This window comes from Stieleria tagensis (genome assembly GCF_024129865.1).
In the GTDB taxonomy this organism is placed as follows: Bacteria; Planctomycetota; Planctomycetia; order Pirellulales; family Pirellulaceae; genus Stieleria; species Stieleria tagensis.
In genome coordinates, this window is record NZ_JAMYFE010000018.1 from 130026 (window position 1) to 155058 (window position 25033).

Sequence of the window (25033 nt, forward strand, 5' to 3'; positions counted from 1 at the left end):
GGCGTGAGATAAAACCTCCGCAGCATAACGTGTCAGTGAAAATCAAGCGAGTGGCCCGGCTAACGCAGAAACAGATACGCTTTCATATTCCACAGCGACTGTGCCAAGTCTTGCCAGGCGGCCTGTTGATCACCGCCTCGTGCAGCGGTCTGTGAATGCACAAATTGCCAAAGTTGCTCGATTTGCGCGTCCGAGGCGTGGTGACCGTGAGCTCGCAATACCATGTCGGAAATCACTCGCTTGGGATGTTGGTCGAAATTCCTGTCCGCGGCGATGGACTGTTTCACCCACTGTTCCGCTTGTTCAATCACAAACGGATCATTCATCATCGCCAGCGATTGTGCGGGAACATTGGACCGACTGCGACGCCCCTGAGGCCCGAACGGGTTGGGCATGTCAAACGTCATCAGGAACGGGTTCAAGAAGTTTCGATACACCGTTAAATAAACGGTTCGGCGGCGATCACCATCCAGTGGCCCGCTTTCGCGAGCGCCTCGTCCGGTCATGAACGGCGTGCGGTGCGTCGGCACACCCGGACCAAACGGTTTTGGGTCAAGCGTTCCCGCCACCACCAGGATGCCATCGCGGATGGATTCAGCCGGCAACCGGCGAATGTTCATCCGATGCAACAGTGCATTGGTCGGATCCGAGTTGGCAATTTGATCCGCCGAGTTGGCGGGATTGGCAACACTTGATTGACCGTACGTACGTGAGAGCACAATTCGCCGCACCAGGTTTTGGATGGACCAACCATCACGGGCAAATTCAGTCGCTAAATGGTCCAGCAACTCGGGGTGAGTGGGCGCGATACCTTGAGGGCCAAAATCATCGACCGAAGCAACAATTCCTTTCCCCAACAGATGATGCCAAATGCGATTGACCATCACCCGCGCCGTCAGCGGATTGTCTAACGAGGCGATTCGATCGGCCAAATCCAAACGCGAGCCGGTTTGTCCACCAAGTGCTTCTAAAATGCGCGGCGGCACCTTGGCACCCTGGTTGGTGTGGCTGCCACGGATGTAAATCGGCATCTCCCGGCGAGTCCCTTCGGCGATCGCGATCACGAAACGAGGCGGTCGCAGTGATTTTGCGAGTTGCTTCAGCTGTTGGATTTTACTGCTGATCGCTGCAAGATCAATTTGTGGAACGACCTTTGTTGGTTGGTCTGCGGGGGCGTCACTGCCGGACATCCAAATCTGGTCAACAGCGATCGAACCGGGCCCGGAATCAACGATTTCCAAATAGGCGCGATGCCCAATGTATTTTTTGATGTCACCGGACAATGTCATCCAGCGCCACTTCCCTTGCGTATCAATGTTCTTCTTCTGCAAGATCGTGCCGGCAAATAACAACTGCTGAACCTTGTTCATTTCATAGTTGTCAATCACCAACCGAACCATTTGATGGGCGTCGGATCGCAGTCGAATGTGAATCCGAGTGTCAGTCAGTTCGAAACTCGGTGACCGCAACGTCCCTGCCGCTTTAGCGCCTCTGGCACCGCTATCGACGGTGTCAGGAACCAGTTCGGAATCGGTGGTTGAAACAGCGTAGCGCAGACTGTCATCGATCGGTGCAAACGCATGGCCGTTGGTCTGCCAATCGGTCGGTAATCGGTCACCTCTAAAATCGGCCAACAAAACGGACTTCGATTCAAATCGCGGCCAATCTGGGGCGCTGGCGAGTTCCCTGTCCCGCCGTCGCGGTGATTCCGAGGACTCGCTTAACCTGTCGGCAATCTGATCGCGGAGGGCATCGATCTGCTGGAATTTACCTGCGTTGATCTGACCGGGATCCAGAGGGTAATCTTGGCGACAGGAGCTCTGCAGGTGCGAGAACATGGCATAGTAGTCAGCCGTGGAAATCGCATCGAATTTGTGATCGTGGCATCGGGCGCAGGCAATCGTCAGCCCCAGGAATGTTTTGCCAAACACGTCGATTTGGTTCGATGCAATGTCCGCTTCGTTTTGTAAAACGTCTGTCGGCGCGTGTGTGGCTTCGTGCAGATACCAGAACCCCGTGCCGATGATCGATTCATTGAACGATTCGGTGGGATTCATCCGAGGGTCGGTCATCAGGTCGCCGGCGATGTGCTCACGCACCAACTGGTCGTAGGGAACGTCTGCGTTGAAGGCGCGAATCAGGTAGTCGCGATATTCATAGGCATGGTCAATCGCATAGTCGAATTCATGGCCATAGCTGTCTGCGTAACGCGTCAGATCCATCCAATGTCGAGCCCATTTCTCGCCAAAGTGCATCGATCCGATTAGCCGATCGACCACCGTTGTTTTGGCATGCTGGGAATCATCATTCTCAAAGGCATGGATCTGATCGATAGTCGGCGGCAGCCCCGTCAAATCAAAACTGACCCGCCGCAGCCAGGTCAACTTGTCGGCGTCAGCGGCCGGAACCAGTCCGGCTGAATCCAATCTGGCTTGAATAAATCGATCAAGATCATCGCGGGGCCAACTCGCGTCGTTAACATCAGGAACCGCTGGCGATGTGATCGGTTGCCATGACCAATGGGATTGACGGCGGCCTTCCAGGTCAAATTTGATTGCTGCGGAGGCCGAATCGGATTCCGGTTCGCGTGGATCAAAAGCTCCCATTTCCACCCATCGTTCCAACAGTTTGATCTGCTGGTCGGAGAGTTTTGAATCGGGAGGCATCCCCGGAATGACATTTTCCGTGTAGCGAACCGCATCGATCAGGATGCTGTTCTCGACATCGCCGGCGACAATCGCTGCCCCCGAATCGCCACCGGTCTGCCAACCGTGCCGCGAGTCCAGCCATAGACTCGCCTCGACATCATCACCGCTATGGCAATCGTAGCAGTGCTCGACCAACAGCGGACGAATCTGAGTCTCAAAAAACTCGGCTTGGGCGGCCTCGTTTTGAGTGTCGTCAGCGCCTCCAGAGTCAGCGGCGTCAGGAACTGGAGTGCCGGATTTATTTTCAGGCGTTTCCGCAGCGCCGGCCGACGTCAGCAACACGCAAAACACGCAGGTCATCAATGAAGTCAGCGCGATCCCTCTCATGCCAGCACCCCTTCGATCAGTCGGCCATGTACATCGGTCAGACGCATGTCGCGGCCACTGAATCGAAACGTCGAACGCGTGTGATCAATCCCCAACAAATGCAACATGGTCGCGTGCAAGTCATGAATTTCAAATCGGTCTCGGATGGCATGGTATCCCCATTCATCGGTTTCCCCGACCGACGCGCCGCCACGAACGCCACCGCCGGCCATCCAGATCGTGAATCCGAACGGGTTGTGATCTCGCCCATTGCTGCCTTGAGCAAAAGGGGTGCGGCCGAATTCACCCGCCCAGACGACGAGTGTGGAATCCAACAGTCCGCGACGTTTGAGATCTTTTAGCAATGCCGCGATCGGTTGATCCACGGTGCGGCAATTTTTCTCGTGGCCATCGACCAGACTGTGGTGTTGGTCCCATCGATCGCCGTTTCCAGACGGACAGGTCAATTCGATGAAACGCACGCCGCGTTCGACCAATCGCCGCGCGATCAAACACTGACGGCCAAAGACGTTCGTGTTTTTGAAACTGGACTCCAAACCGTACATTCGCTGGGTCGCCGCGTCTTCGTCGGACAGCTCCATCAGCTCTGGGACAGCCGACTGCATCTGATAGGCGGTTTCATAATTTTGGATCGCCGCTTCGACTTCGGGGTCATCATCAGACTCTGCCAGGAAGCCTTGATCGAACGACGCAATCAAATCCAATTTATTGCGTTGCAGCCGGTCGTTTGGTTCGTGGGGACGAATATTGGCAACGGGATTTTTTCCCGGCAAAAAGACGCTGCCTTGATAGGCCGAGGGTAAAAAACCGCTGCCGAAACAATCTAAACCGCCGGGGGGAATCAGACCGCCATTGAGAACAACGAAACCAGGCAGTTGGGCGTTTTCGGTGCCTAAACCATAGCCCATCCAGGCCCCCATGCTGGGACGACCCTGCAGCCCGTTGCCGGTGTGCAAAAAGTAGTTCGCGGAGGTGTGTTCGGAAAACTCGCTGGTCATTGAACGGACGAATGCCAGGTCATCGACCACTTCGGCGAGGTACGGAAACAGACTGCTCACAGCCGCGCCGCTTTGCCCATGACGTTTGAATTTCCAGGGACTGGCCAGCACTTTGCCGACGTTGTCGAACTGTGTCGGGGCCAGGTTGCCGATCGTTTGGGCTGGGTCCGCACCGTTGTACTTGTCCAACAGCGGTTTGTGATCAAACGTGTCGACCTGGCTGGGGCCACCGTCCATGTACAAGAAAATGACATGTTTGGCGCGCGGCTGAAAATGTGTCGGTTTGGGCGCCAGTGGCGACGTTGTGGCTGCATCGGCATCATCAGCGAGCAAACTGGCAACCGCCAGACTGCCAAGCCCGCTGCCGACAGACGCCAACATTTCACGACGTGACAATCCAGAATCGCGAAAGCGACCACAGTGATGGCGTTTCATAGAGTTGATACAGGTGGGATACGAACAGAGGCAGGGAACTGAATTATAGCGTGTTTCGGCCGAAAGTGGCTAAATTCCCGGTGCCAACCAGGCCAGCACAACACTCACCGACAATGTCGCCAGGCCCATAGCGGTGGTCATCGGTGAAATCACCTTCAGCCCTTCCGCTTCGGTCATCCCGCTCATTTTTGTCATGATCCAGAACCCGCTGTCGGTCATCCAAGAAATTGGCTTGCTGCCAGCCCCGATCGCCATCGCCAAGTAAACCGGGTGAAAGGGCAGATCATCGGCCAGGGCAAACCCTTGCAACACGCCGGCCGAGGTGATCATTGCCACCGTCGCGGAACCCTGCAGCGTTCGGATCGCCGCGGTGACTGCGAATGCCAACGGCAACAGAATCAGTCCTGCGTCAGCATCGACCAAATCGCTGACCGCAGAAGCGATTCCGGCTTGGCGCAGCATCGCTCCAAACGCCCCGCCGGCGGCGGTGATCAGAATGATATTGCCGCCAGATGCCAATGAACGACCGACCAACGAACTTCGCGGTCCCGTGGGAATGTATCGCAGCAGCGACATCGCAAACGCCAATCCGATCGCGATTGCGATGTTTTTGTCTCCCACCAGCAATAGCAAACGTGTCATCTCTGTGGTCTCGATTCGACCGGATTTGGTCAGGTAGGAAACCACCGATCCGATGGTGATCAAGACCACGGGCACAATAATCGGCCACAGCGACTCCATTAGCCCCGGGGACTTGCGATCTCCTTCGGCAAGCCCCGCCGCCGCGGCATTTGGCTCGGAATCCGATTCGGAATCTCCCTGCAATTCTCGCAGCGGAACTTCAACGAAATGGTTGATCACTCTGGCGGCCGCCAGCGACAACACACTGCTGAACCCACCGACGATCAGCCCCACCCCAAGCATCACGCCGACATCAACGTCCAAGATCTCAGCGACCTGCAACGGGCCTGGCGTGGGAGGGATCAAGGAGTGGGCAATCGATCCACCCGCCATGATCGCCATCAGGAACAGCACATAATCTTTGCCGACCGCACGGCGGAGCGACCTGGCCAGGGGCACCATCAGGTAAAACACCGTGTCGAAAAACACCGGGATGCCAATGATGAAGGAACTGACCGCCAACGCCTCGGGAGAGCGTTTCGGACCGGTCAGTTTCAACATTCGGTCGACGATCGTGGCTGCGGCGCCGGATTCTGATAAACAGCCGCCGATGACGCTGGCCAAAGCGATTAGAATTCCAATCTTTCCGGCCGTCGATCCGAACGCAGTGGTTAACCGAGACACCGCCAACGAATTGGTAAACCCAGTTGCCTGCTTGGCGGTAAAACTTTCCGCAGCAACCTCAGATTCGGCGTATTGTTCCAATGCTTGGCGGCTGGTCAGTCCGGCCACCAACAAACCAGCCAACAACAGGGTCAAAAACGCGTGCAGTCGAAAGACCAAAATACAGACCAGCACGACAGCGACCGACAGGCCCACGATCCACCAAATGTTCATCTGCGACTTTGCATCCCGCAAGTTCCATGCGTCAATTGGTCGATCTAGGCGATCGGGCCATTGAAGCCTAAAGTAGTGAAGTGAAACCTTAGCAAAATCATCGCAGCGGCGTGAACACAACCCTTTCGCGTCGAAAATGCCGTCCGTCACCCCCAAACGTAACGAACAAACAGTCACGTGTCCGACTCCAGCACTGATTCTACCAGCGAGCTGTCGTTTTTTACTAAACACGAATTCGCAATCCGGCGGCTGCATTCGCTGACCGGAATCATCCCGCTCGGTCTGTACATGGTGATTCACCTGACGACCAACGCGAGTCTGCTAAACGGTGTCGAAACCTTTCAGTGGGCGGTGTATCTGATTCACAGCCCCGGCCAATTGCTGCCGTTGATCGAGTGGGGCGGGATCTTTGCGCCCCTGATTTTTCATGCCGCTGTTGGTATCTGGATCGCCCGATCCGCTCGAATCAACAGTAGCCAATACCCATTCACCAGCAATAAACGCTACAGCTGGCAGCGTTGGACGGGTTTCGCGGCACTGATCTATCTGTTCTTGCACATCATGCACCTGCACGGTGGTTTTCACGCCGATGGCTGGCTGAGCGCGCTCAATCGCGTCGGTCTGGGACAGTTTCGACCCTACAATGCCGGCAGCACGCTGGCTGCGGCCATGAAAGTGGGTTTTGGTGTTCTCTGGCCGGCAATTTACCTGGTCGGTGTCCTGTGCTGTGTCTACCACTTCATTAACGGTTTGTGGACCGCGGGGATCACTTGGGGATTATGGATCACACCCAAAGCCCAATCGAGAGCGACGAAGGTCTGCTTGGTACTGGGCGCACTGCTGACCATCGTCTCGCTGTCCGCCTGGTCGGCCGCCGTTTTCAACAGTGACGAAGACATCGCCGAGATGCGTGCGGTGGAAGACCGCATGTATGACAGCGCAGTCGAAGGCGGCATGGTTCCCAACAACCCGCACAAGCGTGATCTGCGGCCCGGGGAATCGGTCGACGAACCAGCCGATGGCCTTCAAGTTTCCAACGTCGACCTGGTCCCGGCTTCCTAACGCCGACCGCTACTGACAATCCATTTAACTCTCCACGCAAAATCATATCCGTCATGTCAAAGCATCGTGTCGTAGTCATCGGTGGTGGACTCGCAGGTCTGTCGTCCACGATGAAACTGACTGAGTTGGGCGTCGAAGTCGACTTGATCAGCCTGACCCCCGTCAAACGGTCTCACAGTGTTTGTGCCCAAGGTGGCATCAATAGCTGTAATGATCAAACCCGCCAACTCGGTGATGACGAGTGGAAACACTTTGACGATACCGTCTACGGTGGCGATTTTTTGAATCATCAACCACCGGTCAAAGAGATGGCGTTTTGGGCGCCCAAGGTCATCGAGTTGATGGACCGTCTGGGTGTTCCGTTTAACCGCACCGGCGAAGGCTTTATTGATCGTCGCCGGTTTGGCGGCACGCTCTACAAACGCACGGCATTTGCCGGCGCAACGACCGGCCAGCAGTTGCTCTACGCGTTGGACGAACAAGTTCGACGCCGTGAATCAGAAGGCCTGGTGCGAAAGTTTGAATTCTGGGATTTCCTGGGTCTGATTCAGGACGAAACCGGACGCTGCCGCGGTGCGGTCGCCCAAGACATGGTGTCGATGGAAATTCGATCCTTTCCCGCCGACGCGGTGGTGGTCGCCACCGGTGGCTGTGGATTGGTTTACGGTCGCAGCACAATGAGTGTGTTCTGTACCGGCAGTGCCGCCAGTCGCTGCTTTCAAGCCGGTGCAAAATACGGCAACGCCGAATTCATCCAGGTTCACCCGACCGCCATCCCAGGCAGTGACAAACTGCGGTTGATGAGCGAATCGGCGCGTGGCGAAGGTGGACGCGTTTGGGTCCCACGTAAACCTCACGACCACCGTGCACCTCGCGACATTCCGGCCAGCGAACGTTATTACTTCCTGGAAGAACGGTACCCGGAATACGGCAACTTGGTCCCGCGCGATATTGCGACACGTGAAATTTTTGACATCTGTGTCAATGACGGACTTAGCGTCGATGACCAGCAGATGTGCGTGTACCTGGATTTGACGCATATCCCCAAAGCCGAACTCGACCGCAAACTGGGCGGCATCCTGGAAATTTACGAGAAATTCCAGGGCGTCGATCCGCGTATCGAACCGATGCGGATCTTCCCCGCGGTGCACTACAGTATGGGCGGTCTGTGGGCTGACTATGTCAAATCAGCCGACGGCGGTTTGGAAGCAGGCGCCCCTCGCAATCACATGACCAACATCGAAGGTTTGTATGCAATCGGTGAGTGTGACTATCACTACCACGGTGCCAACCGACTGGGTGCCAATTCTTTGTTGTCGTGCATCTTCACCGGATTGTTTACCGGTTCGTCGATTTTGAACTATGTCGAAAACCAATCCAGCGGACACGCCGAATTGGAATCGTCGGTGGTCGCCGATGCAGTCAATCAACAACAGAAACGCCACGACGATCTGTTGACCGGCAATCCCGGCAGCGATGAAAACCCCTATCTGATTCACCAAGAACTCGGTGACATCATGACGCGAGCCGCGACCGTCGTTCGCCGCAACGATCAATTGACCGACGCGATTGGCAAAGTCAGCGATCTGCACGAGCGGGCGATGAAGGTCAGCCTATCGGACACCGGCAGCTGGTCCAACCAGAACGTGATCTTTGCCAAATCACTCCAGGACATGTTCCCGATCGCCAAATCGATCTTGGCCGGCGCGTTAGCACGCGACGAATGCCGTGGTGCACACTACAAACCGAACTTCGAAAAACCATCGTTGACCGAACAGGATCCCGCGGCACGTCGCCGCCAGGCCGAAGAGTGGTGCGATGCCTTTGAAGCCAACAACGAAAAGTATCTGAAAAGTACGATCGCCCAATGGGACTCGGCCAGCATGCAGCCTCAACTTTCTTACGAACAGGTTGATACGTCGCTGGAACCCCCGCGCCCACGTCTGTACGGATTGGTCGGTGCCGACATCATCGAACAAGTCTGGAAAGAACGTGCCGCGGCCAAGAAAGCCGCGCCCGCAATGGCTTCCAATTGATGCCCCACGGCGCTCACTGACCACTGCCCAACCACAGCTTCGATAACATTCAATAATCAACGAATGATTGCCATGGATTCCGCCAACAAGAAACGCCCCGAATTTATCAACGTTCGCGTCAAACGACAGGACGCCCCCGGCAAACAACCGTATTGGCAACTTTTCAAGATTGAATACGAGCCGGAATTGAACGTGATCAGCGTGCTGCAACGAATTGCTGCACTCGCCGAGAACGTCGACGGCAAAAAAGTCGCGCCGGTTTCCTGGGACTGTGGTTGTCTGGAGGAAGTCTGTGGATCTTGCACCATGCAAATCAACGGTCGCGTGCGACAAAGCTGTAGCGCACTGGTCGATCGATTGTTAGAAGACAACGCCGACGAGCTGGTGCTCGAACCGATGTCCAAGTTCCCCGTGGTCCGCGACCTAATCGTCGATCGCAAACGTTTGTTCCGCGGCCTGGAACGGGTCAAAGCCTGGGTGCCGGTGGACAGCTACTACAACATGGGATCCGGCGAGCGACAGTTGCGTGCCACCCAAGAACAAAACTACCCGCTCAGCCAATGCATGAGTTGCGGTTGCTGCTTGGACGCCTGCCCGCAATACACCAAGATCGAACTGACTCAGGAGAGCGGTGAAACGGATGAGCAGTTTGCGGCCCGGCAAGATCGAGAATTTGATCAGGCCTTCGTCGGAGCTCATGCACTTTCACAGGCAATGTTGTTCAACAATCACCCCACCGGCAAAGCCCTTGCGGGCGAACGATTGGATGCATTGACCAGTCCTGGTGGTGTTCAAGGTTGCGGGAACGCCCAAAACTGCGTCGCGGTCTGTCCCAAAGAAATTCCGTTGACCACCTCGATCGCTCGGGCCGGACGTGCCACCACGATTCACACCATCAAAAAATGGTTTGATCGATAGCGCAGTCGCGGTTGCTGGTCGCTGCACGACGGAGCATCTAGAATATGGCGCTTTCCTATCCGCCGGTTCTTTCCCTCCTCTCTGTTGCACACCTTTACCATGCGCCAACCACTGCGTCTGCTACTGCTGGTCTTGATCGCGTTCTCTTTCGGATCCTGTGGATCCGCGATCGCCCAGGAATCTTATCCCGATCATCCAGATTCGCTGCGGAAACCCGGTGTCCCCCAAGGCACCGTTGAATCGTTCACGTTTGCATCAAGCAAAGTCTTTCCTGGCACCGAGCGGGAATATTTTGTTTACGTCCCCGACCAGTACAAAGCCGACCAGCCCGCTGCGCTGATGGTTTTTCAAGATGGACGCAACTATGTGCGTGAAAAAGGTGGCTGGCAAGTTCCGGTGGTGTTCGACAACTTGATCGCGTCTGGCGAAATGCCGGTCACGATCGCCGTCTGTGTGAATCCCGGTGTGGTTCCGGGCGGCGACGGTGCTCAAGACCGCTTCAACCGCAGTTTTGAATATGACACGCTCAGCGATCGGTACGCGACGTTTCTGATCGACGAACTATTGCCCGAAGTCAAAGCGAACTATGCGATCAGTGAGGACCCCAATCTGCATGGCATCGGCGGCAGCAGCAGCGGCGCGATCGCGGCGTTTGGGGTGGCTTGGCATCGTCCCGATCAGTTCCGCCGCGTCTTCAGCACCGTCGGCACATTCGTGGGGCTGCGTGGCGGGAACGAGTATCCGACCCTGATTCGCAAATGCGAACCCAAACCGTTGCGGGTCTTCTTGCAAGACGGTGAAAACGACTTGAATATTTACGGCGGCAGTTGGTGGAACGCAAACCTCACAATGTTGTCCGCACTGGAGTGGGCCGGATATCCGGTCCAACATGTTTGGGGGACCGGCGGCCACAACAGCAAGCACGGAACCGCCATCTTACCGGACGCCATGCGCTGGCTGTGGCAAGATTTTGACAAACCGATCACCGTCGACTTCTCCAGTCATCCAGAACTCAAAGACCGCTTGGTGGCCGGTGAGACGTGGCAGAGAATTAGCAGTGGACATCGCTACAACGAAGGCCCCGCGGTGGCTCCCAACGGGGACGTGTACTTTATTGATGCCGGTGGCGGTGGCGAAATATTCAAGATCAGTGAGCCGACCTCTGAGACGCCCGTTGTGACCTCGTTTGCCAAAATCAAAGGCGGCAGCGGATTGATGTTCGACGCCGACGGCAATCTGTATTGCGCCGGAAACGAGCAGGCCACGCTGGTTCGGATCGATCCCAGCGGCAATCAAACCACACTTGTGGAGGGATTGGGCTGCAATGACCTGGTCGTCGTCGACCACGGCATCTACTTCACCTGCCCACCGGAGAAAGCGATCTACTATGTCTCGCTCGCTGACAAGACGAACTATTCAGCCGTCAAAGTCGGTGAAGGTCCCACCAAACCCAACGGCATCATCGTTTCGCCAGACCGACGATTTCTGAACGTTGTCGATTCCGAAGGGCATTACGTTTGGTCCTACCGAATTGAAACCGACGGCACGCTCTCCGCCGGCCAACCCTACGGCTACTTGCACCTTCCAGCCGATGAAATTCTCAGTCGCGCCGATGGCACCACGATGACGGCGGACGGACAGTTAGTCGTGGCATCCCAATTAGGGCTGCAGATTTTTGACCAACCGGGTCGTGTGCACGTGATCACCAGTCGACCGCCATCCACTGCCAAACTCACCAATTGCGTGTTTGCCGGTGACGATTTCAAGACTCTGTTTGTCACGATCGGCGGCGAAGTCTATCGACGTAAAACCAACATGACCGGCATCGCACCTTGGCAACCCGCTGTCACAGCGCCTAAACCGCGGCTATAGCGGTTCGTCTTTTCGCAAGCCATTGCGAACGATGTGGCTACAGAACGATTTCACAACCCGGTGACTCGCCGGGCAAAGATCAACAGTGAAACGATGGCGATCACAATCGCAGCGACCCAGAAGAGTTTTTCATGGGGAGAGTCTTTCCACTTGATACGACTCATCGATCTAGTCCTCAATGAATTCAATTTGCTCGATCGCCGATTCAGGCGACCCTCGACAAATTCATCCTACCCCGCCGGTCCGTTTCGAAGTTGCGCTTTTATCGCAACCCGACGCGTCAGCGAGGGATCTAGCCAGTTGACGGGATCCCTCGCTGACGCGGCGGGTTACCAAGAAACAATGCCTCACGCGAAAGCGCAACTTCAGACGAACCAGCAAATTGCCACTTCGATCTCTTCGCGTCGCGTCGCCGTCCCATCATCTCCCCACCGCCCGAGTTAACGCTTCAGCGTGCCAGACCCACTGCTCTCCACTCATCCCAGACCCCGAACACGCTCCGGATCGTAAAACGGGATCACATACGGGCCTTCCGGAATGATCGCCAGCGTTTTCTCGGCACTCGTTGCAACACAGTTCGCGATCGTCTCTTCCAAGTCATCTACCGGTGTCACTCCCGTCAATTGGATCTGATCCGGCGGCAGGGATGAATACAGGTAAATCGATCCGGCCTCCATCGCCTTGATCTGCATCTGGGTTTGCCATTCATCAATCGCTGCATGCGATTTGTCGCGGATCAAATCCATGAATCCGGCGACACCCTCTCGAATCAGTCGTTGCTGGGCCAACACGAATTCGTCTGATCCTAATCCTTCTTCACACTCTGAAACAATGATCAGATTGCCGCCGGGTTGAAGAGCACCAATTGCACCGACCATTCCCTTGATCGTTTGGTAATACGTTTTGTCCAACGGGTACCCCGCGGCGCTGGTCACGACCGTTTCAAATCGCTGATCAATACCGACACGGCAATACTGCTGAACGAATTCGACGGCTTGCGCGTGACTGTGTAGGATCTCGCCAAAGTTCACCATCGCCAGATTGCGATCTTCGTCGATCACAGTGTTCAGCGCTAACGCACCGCCCAAAAGTTTGACGATCTCCAATTGTTCTTCGTGCAACGGATTTCCCGCCAAATTGCAATTGGACGCTTTGGCATCCGCCATGAATCGGCAATTGTGAAAGGTGGTGATCGTTTCCGCGTGCGCCAAACCGGGCGCGATCACTTTGCGGCCTCCGGAATAACCGGCCATAAAGTGTGGTTCAACCAAACCGGTGGCAATGCGGATGTCGGCTTCCACGAAGCGGCGATCCAGTTTGACCACGGTGCCCCGAGTCGGCGTGACTCCCAACTCCACATGGTCCGCGTCGTTGCGGGCGTCGTGATTGACCACACGGACGTTTTCAATCACCCAGGGATCGCCAACCAATTGCAATAGTTCGTCATCCAGGTTGGGTCGGTGCAATCCAGTGGCCACCAACACCGTGATGTTGCTAATTGAAATCCCTCCCTTGACCAGTGTTTCAATCATCGGTCTCAGAAAAAGCCCGTTGGGAACTGGACGGGTGATGTCACAAATCGCGATGCAAGCGATCGTCGATCCGCGTGCCAATTCCATCAACGACGGCGAGACGTGGGACCCCAGTGCTGCAACGGGCGAACCAAGTGCCGCATGCACTGCCGCAATCGGATCGGTCAGCGTTGGCATGCTTGGTTTGCGAATCACCGTGACATTGGCATCGCTGGGAATCGTGACCGGGATCTGGGAGCGACCATACAGTAGATGGGGTGTCATTTTACCCGCTCGGTTGCTCGACCAACGAGTGGTGTCACCGTGATGCGGTGAAACCGATACCGGCAATCGTAACTCCCCAAGAACAACGACTGTTCATTGGGCGTCTTCCAGTAGTCGCCCAATGACAACTGCTCGGGGCGTCCTTTCCAATCGGCGATCAGATGCCCATCAACCAGCATCCGCACCCGGTCGTGGTTGACCGTCACGATCACTTCGGACAGGCGGTCCTTCTGAAAAACGTCTCCTGTGAACGTCGTCTGATTGCCCACGTTTCGTCCATCGACATTTTCGATCGCGCTCAATCGAGACTCGCCTTGGCGATAGCTAAACAGGCTGAGGAAACGATGCGAACCGCTGCGTCCGCCCACGATCAATCCATTGGGTTCATCGAGCGGTTGGACGATCAACGTCAACTGGTATTCCGACGCTGGTTGAAAGGGCAATTCCACCCTGGCACCGTATTGTTTAGGCGATGTCAGTTGGCCGTTGCTGGTCGTCCACTCCCCCACCGACCATGCCCGATCAACGTCCAACTTTGCCAACAAATCGATCGTTCCGGCTGGAAGTGGCGCAACAACACCTGCCACGGCGTCCTGCGATCGGTCCACCAAATCGATCGATCGGTCAAACGGTTGAGGAACGGTTTGGTCGTCTTCACGAACCTGGAAGTAGCCCCACAGCTGTGTCGATTGACCATTTTCCAGTTCCACATCAACTCGGTAGCTGACCGGCGTCGGACGATCAAAACTGGCGAGTGAAACCGATGCGGATAGACTGGAATCATCCGGCTGCTGGACGTCGACCCAGGGTCCCGAGACGGCCGTCTGATAACAAACCCGCATCGATTTCAATTTGGCATCATGCGGCCAGTCGAGCTTCAACGTGACGGTTTGACCGGGGCGCGGGATAGTTGGCTGTGGGATCGCTCGGAACTTTGAAAACAATGCGAATGCATCCTCTGATGGCTCGGATGTTTCAGGCTGCCAACCCATTTTGGCTTTCTGATCCCGGTCCAACCATGACTCGCTGATCCAGCCCCGGTACTGTCCCAGACTCATCACTGACCCGTTTCCAGGTTCGGGATGAGGCAGGCCAACCGTGTGACCACAGCCTTCGTGATAGACCACACAATCCGATCCGCGATACGGCACCCGCCAACCATCGGCACTCACCAAACCCCATCCCACGCCGCGATCGGCCAAGTACGTCGCTCTTGCGCCACCGGAAGTCGCGCCGGGAAAATGTTGGCCATCGTTGTAGTTCCCTTCGAAAACCAATTGTCCATTTTCAGGATGTAGGCGATAGAAATCGTCCAACGGCTTCCAATTGATTTCGCTCAGGACCAACAGAATCGGAAACGCCGATGATTTTTCCGCAGCGAATTCCAATTCGCGATCGACCTGACCCAATGTGCGAAAGAAAATCCGGTTTGCATCCCCCTGCCGCAGCTGCGTGGTCGTTTGCGGCGATCGAAATGGTTGCGGATGAATGACGGTCTTCAGTTTCGATTGCCCTTGAAACTCGCGACCATGAAATGCCGAAATCCGACTCGCGTAATATTCCAGTCGCTCTTTCCAGTCCGGCAACGCCTGACGGTCCGAAGGCACAAAATAGACCATCGTGACCTCAATCTCGCTGGTATCGTGTGCCCCGTCCCAAGTGGTTGTCGCATTACAAACGCGATCAATTTGAAACAGCAACAGTAGGGCAAATAGGCAGGGCCAGGTACGCATCACAAAAGATCAAATGCAGCGGAAGGGTTCGTTGTCAACAGAAACGCCCACTGATTGTAATGTGTTACTGAATCCGACGCCCTACGACTGGTCGCGGCGAAACGTCGTCATTCGCTGGCCTCTGTGAGCCCGGTCCGGCAGCTTGAGGCGTTGTTTTATCCCAACCCGACGCGTGAGTTTTGAGGTTGTGCTTTTGACAGCCTGGCACAAGGGCACTTGCATCATTGTGTCGCCCTCCGGACCAGTAGCGGCATTTCCTTCCGCATCCGGCGACTTACGCCGCCGGCAGCTATTTTGTCGCCCGCTGGGCTTAAAAAAGCGCGACTTCAAAGCCTATAGTTTGGGGACACCGTAGTGGTCACTTTGTTCCTGCAAGACATATCCTTGTCGGGCCCAGTTGGACAGGGCAATGGGACTGTTCGAATCATCGAATTCCAACTGTGAAACTCGATCGCGGAAACTATCTCTCGTGACCGATCCTGAACCACCAAGATGCGATTCAAAATCCATCGGAGTGCGGCGCTGTACGATCTTGAATCCACTCTCAAGGTTCTCGTCCAGATGAATCAGATCACTCGAATTGGTTTGAACCGTTTGAAACCCTGGCTGGCAGGAAACCGCTAATCCGTGAGCATGAATCGTGCCGCGTTTGTAATTGGAATCACTGAAGATTGAAAACGCCGTGCCGGGAGCATTGAGTACCAGACAGCGACTGACATCAGCCCGCGAGATCCCGTCGGCTCCGTATTCGTTCTCCACAAACAGTGACTTGGCAGCCACGGATTCCGCCGCCTGACCTTTATCAAAGACACATTCACTGAGCCGGTGATCGGAACCGATTTTGATATGAAAGCCTTGATTGATCGCGGTCACGGCCCCCGATTTCACGTCCGCATTGATAGGTTTTTCTCCGGCCCAATGCATTGTCCGCCATACCGATCCGGGAGCACCATAGTCGACGTGCTCGGGTTGTCCGTCGCCACAATAGCCATCAATGGTATTACGCTCGTAGCAGTTCAGCCAAACCCGTCCTCCAGCGGTTCGCATCATTGTTGCGTTGTTGCTCGCGGACGTCAGGTACTCACCGATCGAATCAATCCGGCAGCCTTGGTTGGCAGAGGAAAGGTACTGATGGTGGCTGTAGATCGTTGCCGGGCTTTGGTCCAGATCCGGATAGCGAGAGGGATCGATGTGGCCATTCATGTCCCAGACGTTTTCGCTTAAAACGCATCGCAGCGATTCAAAGGAAACAAAAATACCTGACGCTCGCCCGTTGCGCCCATTCACATTTCGATACTTCGCCGTGCCATGAATTCGGTTCCTAGAAAAGACGACTTCGCTAGCTCGATCTGACGATTTGCCGGTGATGATGATGCCATCGGCGTGATGGCGGATATCACAGTGGGTGAACAGCACCCGACACAGTTCGTCGCCAATTCGAATCCCCACTCGATCCGGTGCCTTAACGCCCAGAAACCGTGGATTGCTGCCACCGTTTGCTTCCGGTGGTACACGTTGCATGTCGACGATATCCAAGTCCGAAACGACGATGTACGCGGATCGGTCGGTGTGATTCACGGTGACCACGCGAGGCTTGGCACCTTCGCCGTAGGCGCCGTAGTAGAGCGGTTTGTCCCAAGAAATTCCGCCGCCAATGAACTGATCCGAATTGGGGAAAATCAATTGCTCGCGGAATGTGCTGCCTCGTTTGAGCAACACTCGAGCAAAGGTACCGACCGCTCCACGCGTTTTGTCGGCTGATCTCGGAATCAATTCATGGACCGCTTTCAGTGTTTTCTTCGCCGTCGCTGGGCTCAATCCGTCGTTGGCATCATCTCCATCGTTGGCGACATACAGATCACGATGACGGGAGAGTCCGTAGCGATCGATCGCCCACTGTTCAGCGGATGCCAGTTCATCGCCGGTCAGAGGCCGATTCCACTGTGCAAAACACGCCAGATGGTCTCGCGTTGCATCACGGCCGTTGTATCCGGCCAATAGCGATACCCCTGCACTTGGACGCACTCGATCCAAACGAATGGACGCCAGTGGTTCGCCGTTCAACCGCCAGTGCATCTTGCGGTCGGCATCCACGGACTGCGTCAACAACACCACACTACCATCCGCGTAGACCCCTTCGATATACTCGTCTGGATGCTGAGAGATGGTGCGTCCCTTGGGGTCATACTCATTGACCGCGTTAAGCGGACGAAAGGCCTTGCCCATTTGCCGACAGACCCACATACGAGTGAATCCCGTTTCGGGCGATTGCTTACTTTTCAGCGTGAACACCCCTTCGTCACTAGAATTCCCACCGCCGCCGGCAAAGACCGCATTGCCATGAATCCCATACTCGCTCTCGCCAGCAAACCAGACCGGTCCACGCTCGACCGAATTGTCTTGCAGGTTTTCCGCGGGCGCGTCCAGTCCGGCAACTGCCGACCAACGACTCGGCCGCGATTGACCGCTCACCAGTGATGCTTCACTGTCGCCCTGGCAGTGGTTAGCATCTAAGAAGGAGACTAATGCATCAGCGCCAACCTCTGACCAGGGTTTGGCAACGACAGCCTCACTCTGCGATTGGACGTCAAAACTGTAGGTCCCGGAACCATTCAATAACGATCGATTGACGATTTCGTGCGTGCCTTTGGCGACGATTGAATTGCCGTTGCCGTCAGCCGCCAATGGGTTGGTCCAGCGCACATAGACCTTTTGTCCACGTTGAATACGGTGTTCGGGATCAATGTACCAATCCAACACCCAGCGAATGTTTTTCGGATCGGTGTCGTGCAAACGGCAATGAACCGGATGCAAATGCGCAGAGATCTCGGTCCTGCCGACGACGACTCGCAATTCTTGACCGGTCCACTGCGGCTGAGAGTAGTTCGCTGGCACTGAGCGAAAGCGAAAGACCAGCGAGAGCGCTAGCCCGTTGTGGATCACCGCACTCTCCTGATCCCATGTCGGTTCTTGCTCGGCCGGCAACAGTTCCAAGTTCAGATCAGACGGTTCAGCCGCGGATTGTCGTGGTGCTGTTTGCACTGCTGCGGTGATCTGCGTCGAGGCTTGCGCCGGGGTTGCAATCGCATCGCCGGACGGTTGCGATTTTCCGATCGCGCCATCGTCGGCAAACAGGAAACCAGACCGCAGTGACAGAAACGCCACGACGATCAACGACAGGGCGACCAACATCGCAACCAGTATCGACACGTTGCGGTACGAGAATTTCATGATGTGATTGGGATTGGATGAAGTAAAGGCCAGGCGGTCGTTCGCACCGTGCAACAATGCACCGAGCGAGCGACAGCCTGGCCTGGAGTGATTCGTTTCCTTGGATGGTAACCCGACGCGTGAGTTTTGAAGTTGCCCTTTCGCCTGAGTCATTGTTTTTTGGTAACCCGACGCGTCACTTCAACGGCGCTGGTGTGGAGGATTTATCCGACTCGGGTGAGGGTTTTCTGCGAAGAATCAGGCCGGTCGGATAAATCCTCCACACCAACTAGCGACCGGCTAATTAAATCAACAGCCCGGTCGGGTTACCATAAAAGCGCAACTTCAAAACGCGTGGGCGAGGGATCTAGCCGGTTGACGGGATCCCTCGCTGACGCTTCGGGTTACCAAAAAACCAATGCCTAACGCGAAAATGCAACTTCGAACGTTACAGCTGAGCCAGCGGCATTCCCCAGTCCGGTTTCTCGGTCCGCTGCCCGACGACCCAGCGATAAACCTCACGGACCTGCTGTGCTTTAGCCTGCCAGGAGAACTGTTCGCTGGCGCGGCGGATTGCCGGTTTCGTTCGTGACTCAATCAACTCTCTGTCCGCCACAACCCGCTCAAGTGTGTCGCGGAAACTGTCGACGATTGCGTCGCGGGATCCGATCTCTGCAAAAAAGCCAGTCTCTTCGGTGACCAATTCGGCTAGACCACCGTAGCGGACGACCAAGGGCACCAGTCCAACGGCCATCGCCTCGAGCGCAACGGCCCCTCCGAACTCGCGGATACTTGGGAATGCAAACAGATCCGATTCGATCAAGTGCTGTTGGACCTGTTGATGGGGGACACGACCCACAAATTCAACCTGTGATTGCACCTGCTCGCGCTCGGCAATCTCTTTTAGACGCGCCATTTCCGGTCCGTCGCCTACAATGGTCAACGTCGCTTTCCCATCTCGCATCAGTTGCGCCGCAGATTCGATCAACAGGTGTGCGCCTTTGTAAGGCACCAATCGTCCAACAAAAACAATTCTCAGCGGCCCCTCTGTATGGCGTTGGCGGCGGTGTGTGAACCGAGCCGGATCGATTCCATTTTCCGGAATGTAAATACACTTTTCGTGATACCGCGCGGGCATCTGCTTCCAGGTGTCTTGCGACCCGATGATGATCGCGCTGGAATTCTTGCGGGTCTGTTTAAATCCGGGCAACAGCTTGTATCCGTCACGAACATAGGACAACCATTCTCGCTCGCGCCGTCTGGCTGAATCAAATTCCCGTGGCCAGGGAACGCCACCGTTAAGCGGTCCCAAAATGAACGGCACGTTGGCTTGGCGACATTTCCGCGCCAGCAGGCTGGACGTGGTCGGCGACAGCGGGGTCAATCGATGCACGACATCGAACTCACCACCCCGAATCTGACCACCAAACTGTTTCCAGATCTTGGACTCGAAATACGGATAGGTGATCGATCGAATCGCGGCGACTGTGGTCCACCCCTTGTTTGCACCACCACGCACCGCGTTGGCCAATTTCCATGCGGGCACGGCAACTTTTTCGGTGTCGATCGCTACAAAATCCGCCGGCTCCTGCCGGCCGGTTGCCAAGATTGCTTCGCGGTTTCGCACTTGGGTGACGATCAATCCATCAACCTGCGGCAAATCCGCGATGGCTGTTGAATGCGACCAACCTTCCAGCGGCACGCTGATCATTTCCGGATTGCATGCTTCAGCAACCAGCAGAACTCGCAAGTTGGACTTCTCGGGTTGAACCATCCTGGACCGTTGTTGATTGGGATTGAGTGTTGCAGAGGACAGACTAGACATGTTCACTGTACCGTCACGTGGTCCTTCGATAGACGTTTGACCGGATCGGTCGCGCGATCATGCCGCGGATCAACCCGGCGTCCCGCATCGTCATGTGTCTGCCACCAACTGTCTTCGTTTCGACGATCAACAGTGGTTGTGGTTTGCGATTTTCCGTGAATCAAACATTTCCATTGGTAGTTCCGCAGGTAGCGGCGGAACTCCAGATCGCCGTATCGCGTTTTTCCACTCAACAGACTACGAACATAGCCCCACCACATCGCCATTCCGCCGATCACGTAGGGCTGGCGTGTCATCCGAAAAATTGAACTGGCGGTCATGTAGGTCAAACTGGTGCCCATGAACCATTGCCCAAATCCATGCCGCATTCTACCGGTCAAGATTCCCGATTGGCTTGATCCCATCGCACGCAAATGGATGAAACGCAATTCGGGGTCGTTGTACGACTCCGCAATCCATCCCAACATCCGACAGCGATGACAATCGATTCCATCCCACATGACCTCACGCACGAAGCCACCAATCTCGTCAAAACACTCGCGTCGATAGAATTTGATCATGCCCACCGACATTTCGTCTCCGCAGGCTTCCGAGATCAGTTCACCCGTAAACGAGTTTTCGAGATTGCTCGGACCCGGGTAGAACGGTTTGCCGCTACAGGTACCCAGTCGTGGGTTGTCACGCATCCGCTGGATCAGGTTCTCGAAATAGTCGTGCGGTATGTCCAAATCCAAGTCGAGTTTACAAACGTACTCGAACTGCTGCGGATCAATCGAATCATATCCAGCGTAAAACGCATCGATCACTCCGGGGCCAACTTTCCGGGCCCCACGATTGGTCCGCGTGATCACCTGGACAAAATCATAGCGTTGGGCGTATTCGGCAAGGATCTCTGGTGTCGAATCAGTCGACCCGTCATCAACGATCAAGACCAGTGCCGGCAGAACCGATTGATTGACCAACGCGTCCAGCGTGGTCCGCGCGTACGCCTCTTCGTCGCGGCAGGGGACAATGATGCAATATTCGCCGTTCATGGGACAAGCTTGTGACTGTGGTGTGATGTTTCGACGATGTGGTTTTGTAGATCGTCGACAATTTGTTCTGATGGTGCGCTCGGTGGCGGAGTCACCGAACCGGCTGGAAAATCGAAGAGATTCAGCAGACGACGAAGATTGACAGCCGTCGCAAATTCGGTGGCCACCCGCTGGCGACCGGCGCTGGCCAATGCCCTTGCGCGGTCCGGGGCAAATGCCAGATCTGTGATCGCGTCGGCTAATGCTGCGGTGTCTTTGCCTGGAACCAAACGTCCGTTTTCACCATCCTGGATCAATTCGCGAATCGTTTCGATGTCTCCGGAAATGGTTGGTATCCCAGCGGCCATCGCTTCCATTAGCACCACGGGAATGCCATCCTTGTCGCCCGAAGCATCTTGCTGGCACGCCAACACAAACAGATCGCTACTGGCAACCAAGTCCTTGACCTCTGCATGGTCCAATGACCCAGTGAACTCGACCGGCGGCAGTGCACCGGATGCCTGTGATTGGCGTCGCAACACGTCTGACATCGGGCCATCACCGGCTATCGTCAATCTAAACTTGCCTGGAAAACGGACGGCTAAATCCGAGTAAGCATCGACGAGTGTGGCAAAACCCTTCTTTTCCACCAAGCGTCCGACGGAAACGATCCGGATGGACGACTCCGAGAACAACTCGCGCGTAGAAGCTGTCGGCAAATCGACGCCACAACGAATGATTTCAAAGTTGCTTCGCGGATTATCCAGTTGCTGTTGGTAGAACTCGCGATGCCAACGACTGATACAGGCAACGCCACTCGCCCGCTCGAGTTTGCGACGCAGCAAATGGCGGCGTTGAAACAAATCATTGGCATGTCCCGTGAAGGACCAGGGTTTGCCGAGTTGCAGTGAACTGTACATCGCAATCGACGCTGGGGCATGCGCAAAGTGCGCGTGCACGTGATCGATGGACTCGCTGCGCAAACGACCGACAAGTCCGATCGATGCGATCGCCTGCACGAGCGATTTCAATCGCTGCAGCAATGCGGTCGGTTCTCCCGGAAACAGCGCGTCCTTGCCGGCGGTGAGAAGGGTCTTTGCGGTCGCAATCGGATGTCTCACCAACTCACCCGCAGCGGCCCACAATGTCGCCGCTGTTGCTGGTCCATAGACCGTGATGTCGGCTGCTCTGACACCACTGGCTGGCTGATCCACGGGGCGTAGCGTGGCAACCAACACATGGATCCCTAAGCGGCGCAAGTGTTCGACTTCGCGCCAAACAAAGGTCTCGCTGACCGATGGATAGGCCGCGACGACATACAACACGGTGTGTTGAGCAATAGGATTTTGATCGGTCACGATTTAGCTAGCGGGGCTACTTTTGTACTCAATCAACGTATTGGACCGCCCCAACAGACGATTGGACAAAAATCGAATGCCACCGGCTAACTCCGCAGGCTTGCAGACCAATTGCAGTAGGGAACGACGAAACGCGAAACCCCAGCGATCTCCGTGCTGTTGGAACTTAATAGAATGCCGCGCCACTTGAATCGGAAAGATGCCCCACGCCAGTAGTCCCCAGGGCCAAAACAACACCGACAGAAACGCCGCAGCAATCCAAACCACACCACCCCACAACACGATCCCGCGAACTTGTCGTCGCATGAATTTTTCCGGCGTCGCACCGTATCGCCACGCACCTTCAAACGCTGCATGCCCGTACCGCTTGGCACGACTCCACCATTGGGCAAACGATTGTAGATCCGCGTCATGCAACGTCATTTCACAATCAATCCGTTCGATTTGCCAGTCACGCTGGCGGAGCCGGTAACACAACTCGGGCTCTTCACCGGCAATGATGCTCTCATTGAATCCGCCGCAGGCCTCTAGAGGAACCCGACGGAAAAGCGCATCGCCGCCACAGGAACGAGCAATTCCAATGGGAGAATTCCACTCACGATCGATCAACGCGTTATAGATCGAATCCTCCGGCGCCGATTCGCGACGCCTTCCACAGACCGCTGCCAGTTTTTGGTTGGACTCCATCGCACAGCAGGCGGCATCCAACCAGCCCGGCTGAAGACGACAATCACCATCCAAAAACTGCACAAATTCCAATTCGGGGTGCAGCTGCGTCAACCGCGCAAACCCAGCGTTGCGGGCCCTGGCGGCGGTGAATGGGATCGACAAATCCAGTTTCACGACATCAACACCCAACTGCTCCGCCAGCTCCACGCTGCCGTCAGTCGATCCCGAGTCGACGTAAACAATCCGATCGGATTCGACTTCATCCAACAACGAATTCAGGCAACGACGTAATCGGTCGCCTTCGTTTCTCGCGATTGCAACAATCCCTAAATTCATTGGATGATGTACTTCATTCGCCATCGTGACCGATCGACTTAATTGACGCCAACAACGTTGCAGCGACTTGTTTGCAGTCGTACGTATCAACCGCCTTTTGCCTGGCCGCCATCGCCACGCTTGAATACAACGGGGAATCCATCTCCAACCGCTGCACCGCATCAGCGATCTGACTCGCATCCGCTTGGTCCACCAAAACTCCGTCGACCCAGTCATTGATCATTTGTGGTGTTCCGCCAATCCGCGAAACGATCGCCGGCAATCCACACGCCATTGCTTCGAGGACTGAAACCGGCGTGGCTTCGCCCAGCCCGACACTTGGCAATAGAAAAATATCAGCGGATTGCAACTGTCCGATTACCGCAGCCTGGTCTGCCACTCCCGCCAAGGTGATCGAATCCTGTAGTCCGAGTTCTGCGATTTGTGTTTGAATGGACTCGCGGTAAGGTCCCTGTCCGACAATCGTGTAATGACAGGCAACACCACGATCGGTCAACTCTCGCACCGCCTGAATCGCGTATTGATGTCCTTTGTTCTTGTTCAATCGAGCAACGGTGACCAAGCGGATGGGCTGCTGAGGATCTCTATCAGAGACAATGGGAATGAACGTTTCCGTGTCAACGCCCAACGAGGACTGAATCACTCGCGCCGGATCAACACCTAATTCCGCGATCACCTGCTGACGATTGTTTTCCGCCGCAGCAACGATCAAGCTCGCCTGACGGACCTTTTGTTTGTGATCACCACCGTAAACTTCTAGGTCTCCCCCCAGACGCAAACTGAAGGGACAACCGCCTAACAATTTTGCCATCGAGACCAAGTGGGCCGCGTTTGCCATCGAGTGAACTAACAAATGCTGAATCCTGTTGCGTTGGCAATAGCGTGCCAACGAAGCACTGCCCAACATCACTGCCAGCAATTTAAGTTTCCCGGAAATCGTTTCGCTGTGAAGCGACAGAATGTAGCCCCAGCAGCGCAGGGACTTGATAGGTCGCGCCAACATCCAAATCAATGACGCAGCCACGTTCGGCGGCCAAGCATTGAAAACATTGTCGATGTCGGCGCCAAAGGTATCTCGAAACGTTTCGGGGTTCGAATTCGCGCGCGTCGAAACCAGGAACACCTTGTTTCCAAGTTGCCGCATTGCGACAGCAACCCGCCACATTGCAACAGAGGTCTGGTTGGGGAATTCGGTCAGTAAGATTCCGATGCGCATCAA

General features: G+C 55.5%; 15 protein-coding genes. 4 read left to right on the forward strand and 11 right to left on the reverse strand.

Annotated features, from left to right (window positions below):
- Positions 1–59 precede the first annotated feature (59 nt).
- The 3 genes from NHH03_RS02830 to NHH03_RS02840 form a co-directional block, all read right to left on the reverse strand.
- On the reverse strand, positions 60–3035 hold the full coding sequence (locus NHH03_RS02830) for a PSD1 and planctomycete cytochrome C domain-containing protein (RefSeq protein WP_253154224.1): 2976 nt from the start codon (positions 3033–3035) through the stop codon (positions 60–62).
- On the reverse strand, positions 3032–4414 hold the full coding sequence (locus NHH03_RS02835; RefSeq protein ID WP_253154258.1) for a DUF1501 domain-containing protein: 1383 nt from the start codon (positions 4412–4414) through the stop codon (positions 3032–3034). The genes NHH03_RS02830 and NHH03_RS02835 overlap by 4 nt, the downstream gene beginning before the upstream one ends.
- 123 nt (positions 4415–4537) lie before the next feature.
- Complete coding sequence (locus tag NHH03_RS02840) at positions 4538–5986, reverse strand: GntP family permease (protein ID WP_253154225.1); 1449 nt, start codon at positions 5984–5986, stop codon at positions 4538–4540.
- Between the two features lie 177 nt (positions 5987–6163).
- Here NHH03_RS02840 and NHH03_RS02845 point away from each other — a divergent pair, with 177 nt between their 5' ends.
- The 4 genes from NHH03_RS02845 to NHH03_RS02860 all read left to right on the forward strand — a co-directional run bounded on the left by NHH03_RS02845 (position 6164) and on the right by NHH03_RS02860 (position 11874).
- Positions 6164–7048, forward strand: coding sequence for a succinate dehydrogenase cytochrome b558 subunit (locus tag NHH03_RS02845; protein WP_253154226.1), 885 nt, complete (start codon positions 6164–6166; stop codon positions 7046–7048).
- 53 nt (positions 7049–7101) lie between these two features.
- A complete protein-coding gene (gene sdhA, locus NHH03_RS02850; RefSeq protein ID WP_253154227.1) occupies positions 7102–9084 on the forward strand; it encodes a succinate dehydrogenase flavoprotein subunit in 1983 nt (660 codons plus the stop codon).
- A gap of 72 nt (positions 9085–9156) precedes the next feature.
- Positions 9157–10002 carry a succinate dehydrogenase iron-sulfur subunit gene (gene sdhB / locus NHH03_RS02855; protein ID WP_390895480.1) on the forward strand — a complete coding sequence of 282 codons (846 nt, stop codon included), beginning with the start codon at positions 9157–9159 and terminating at the stop codon, positions 10000–10002.
- A gap of 99 nt (positions 10003–10101) precedes the next feature.
- On the forward strand, positions 10102–11874 hold the full coding sequence (locus NHH03_RS02860; RefSeq protein WP_253154229.1) for an SMP-30/gluconolactonase/LRE family protein: 1773 nt from the start codon (positions 10102–10104) through the stop codon (positions 11872–11874).
- Between the two features lie 476 nt (positions 11875–12350).
- Here NHH03_RS02860 and larA read toward each other — a convergent pair whose 3' ends face one another.
- The 8 genes from larA to NHH03_RS02900 all read right to left on the reverse strand — a co-directional run bounded on the left by larA (position 12351) and on the right by NHH03_RS02900 (position 25030).
- Complete coding sequence (larA, locus tag NHH03_RS02865) at positions 12351–13670, reverse strand: nickel-dependent lactate racemase (protein ID WP_253154230.1); 1320 nt, start codon at positions 13668–13670, stop codon at positions 12351–12353.
- Positions 13667–15403, reverse strand: a complete 1737-nt coding sequence (locus NHH03_RS02870) for a hypothetical protein (protein ID WP_253154231.1) — start codon at positions 15401–15403, stop codon at positions 13667–13669. Before NHH03_RS02870 ends, larA begins: the two co-directional genes overlap by 4 nt.
- A 333-nt stretch (positions 15404–15736) precedes the next feature.
- On the reverse strand, positions 15737–18634 hold the full coding sequence (locus NHH03_RS02875) for a hypothetical protein (protein WP_253154232.1): 2898 nt from the start codon (positions 18632–18634) through the stop codon (positions 15737–15739).
- Between the two features lie 427 nt (positions 18635–19061).
- Complete coding sequence (locus tag NHH03_RS02880; RefSeq protein WP_253154233.1) at positions 19062–20438, reverse strand: glycosyltransferase family 4 protein; 1377 nt, start codon at positions 20436–20438, stop codon at positions 19062–19064.
- Positions 20439–20440: 2 nt separating this feature from the next.
- Positions 20441–21472: a glycosyltransferase gene (locus NHH03_RS02885; protein ID WP_253154234.1), complete on the reverse strand. Its 1032-nt coding sequence runs from the start codon at positions 21470–21472 to the stop codon at positions 20441–20443.
- Positions 21469–22809 (reverse strand): glycosyltransferase family 4 protein, encoded by a 1341-nt coding sequence (locus NHH03_RS02890; RefSeq protein ID WP_253154235.1) that lies wholly within the window; start codon positions 22807–22809, stop codon positions 21469–21471. Before NHH03_RS02890 ends, NHH03_RS02885 begins: the two co-directional genes overlap by 4 nt.
- A gap of 3 nt (positions 22810–22812) precedes the next feature.
- A complete protein-coding gene (locus tag NHH03_RS02895; RefSeq protein ID WP_253154236.1) occupies positions 22813–23838 on the reverse strand; it encodes a glycosyltransferase in 1026 nt (341 codons plus the stop codon).
- On the reverse strand, positions 23828–25030 hold the full coding sequence (locus tag NHH03_RS02900) for a glycosyltransferase (protein ID WP_253154237.1): 1203 nt from the start codon (positions 25028–25030) through the stop codon (positions 23828–23830). The genes NHH03_RS02895 and NHH03_RS02900 overlap by 11 nt, the downstream gene beginning before the upstream one ends.
- Positions 25031–25033: the final 3 nt, after the last annotated feature.

Bases quoted from the DNA above. Each gene is read 5' to 3' on its own strand.
- NHH03_RS02830 (WP_253154224.1), bottom strand. From the start codon at position 3,035: ATGAGAGGGATCGCGCTGACTTCATTGATGACCTGCGTGTTTTGCGTG.
- NHH03_RS02835 (WP_253154258.1), bottom strand. From the start codon at position 4,414: ATGTTGGCGTCTGTCGGCAGCGGGCTTGGCAGTCTGGCGGTTGCCAGT.
- NHH03_RS02840 (WP_253154225.1), bottom strand. From the start codon at position 5,986: ATGAACATTTGGTGGATCGTGGGCCTGTCGGTCGCTGTCGTGCTGGTC.
- sdhA (WP_253154227.1), top strand. From the start codon at position 7,102: ATGTCAAAGCATCGTGTCGTAGTCATCGGTGGTGGACTCGCAGGTCTG.
- sdhB (WP_390895480.1), top strand. From the start codon at position 9,157: ATGGATTCCGCCAACAAGAAACGCCCCGAATTTATCAACGTTCGCGTC.
- NHH03_RS02860 (WP_253154229.1), top strand. From the start codon at position 10,102: ATGCGCCAACCACTGCGTCTGCTACTGCTGGTCTTGATCGCGTTCTCT.
- larA (WP_253154230.1), bottom strand. From the start codon at position 13,670: ATGACACCCCATCTACTGTATGGTCGCTCCCAGATCCCGGTCACGATT.
- NHH03_RS02870 (WP_253154231.1), bottom strand. From the start codon at position 15,403: ATGCGTACCTGGCCCTGCCTATTTGCCCTACTGTTGCTGTTTCAAATT.
- NHH03_RS02875 (WP_253154232.1), bottom strand. From the start codon at position 18,634: ATGAAATTCTCGTACCGCAACGTGTCGATACTGGTTGCGATGTTGGTC.
- NHH03_RS02880 (WP_253154233.1), bottom strand. From the start codon at position 20,438: ATGTCTAGTCTGTCCTCTGCAACACTCAATCCCAATCAACAACGGTCC.
- NHH03_RS02885 (WP_253154234.1), bottom strand. From the start codon at position 21,472: ATGAACGGCGAATATTGCATCATTGTCCCCTGCCGCGACGAAGAGGCG.
- NHH03_RS02895 (WP_253154236.1), bottom strand. From the start codon at position 23,838: ATGGCGAATGAAGTACATCATCCAATGAATTTAGGGATTGTTGCAATC.
- NHH03_RS02900 (WP_253154237.1), bottom strand. From the start codon at position 25,030: ATGCGCATCGGAATCTTACTGACCGAATTCCCCAACCAGACCTCTGTT.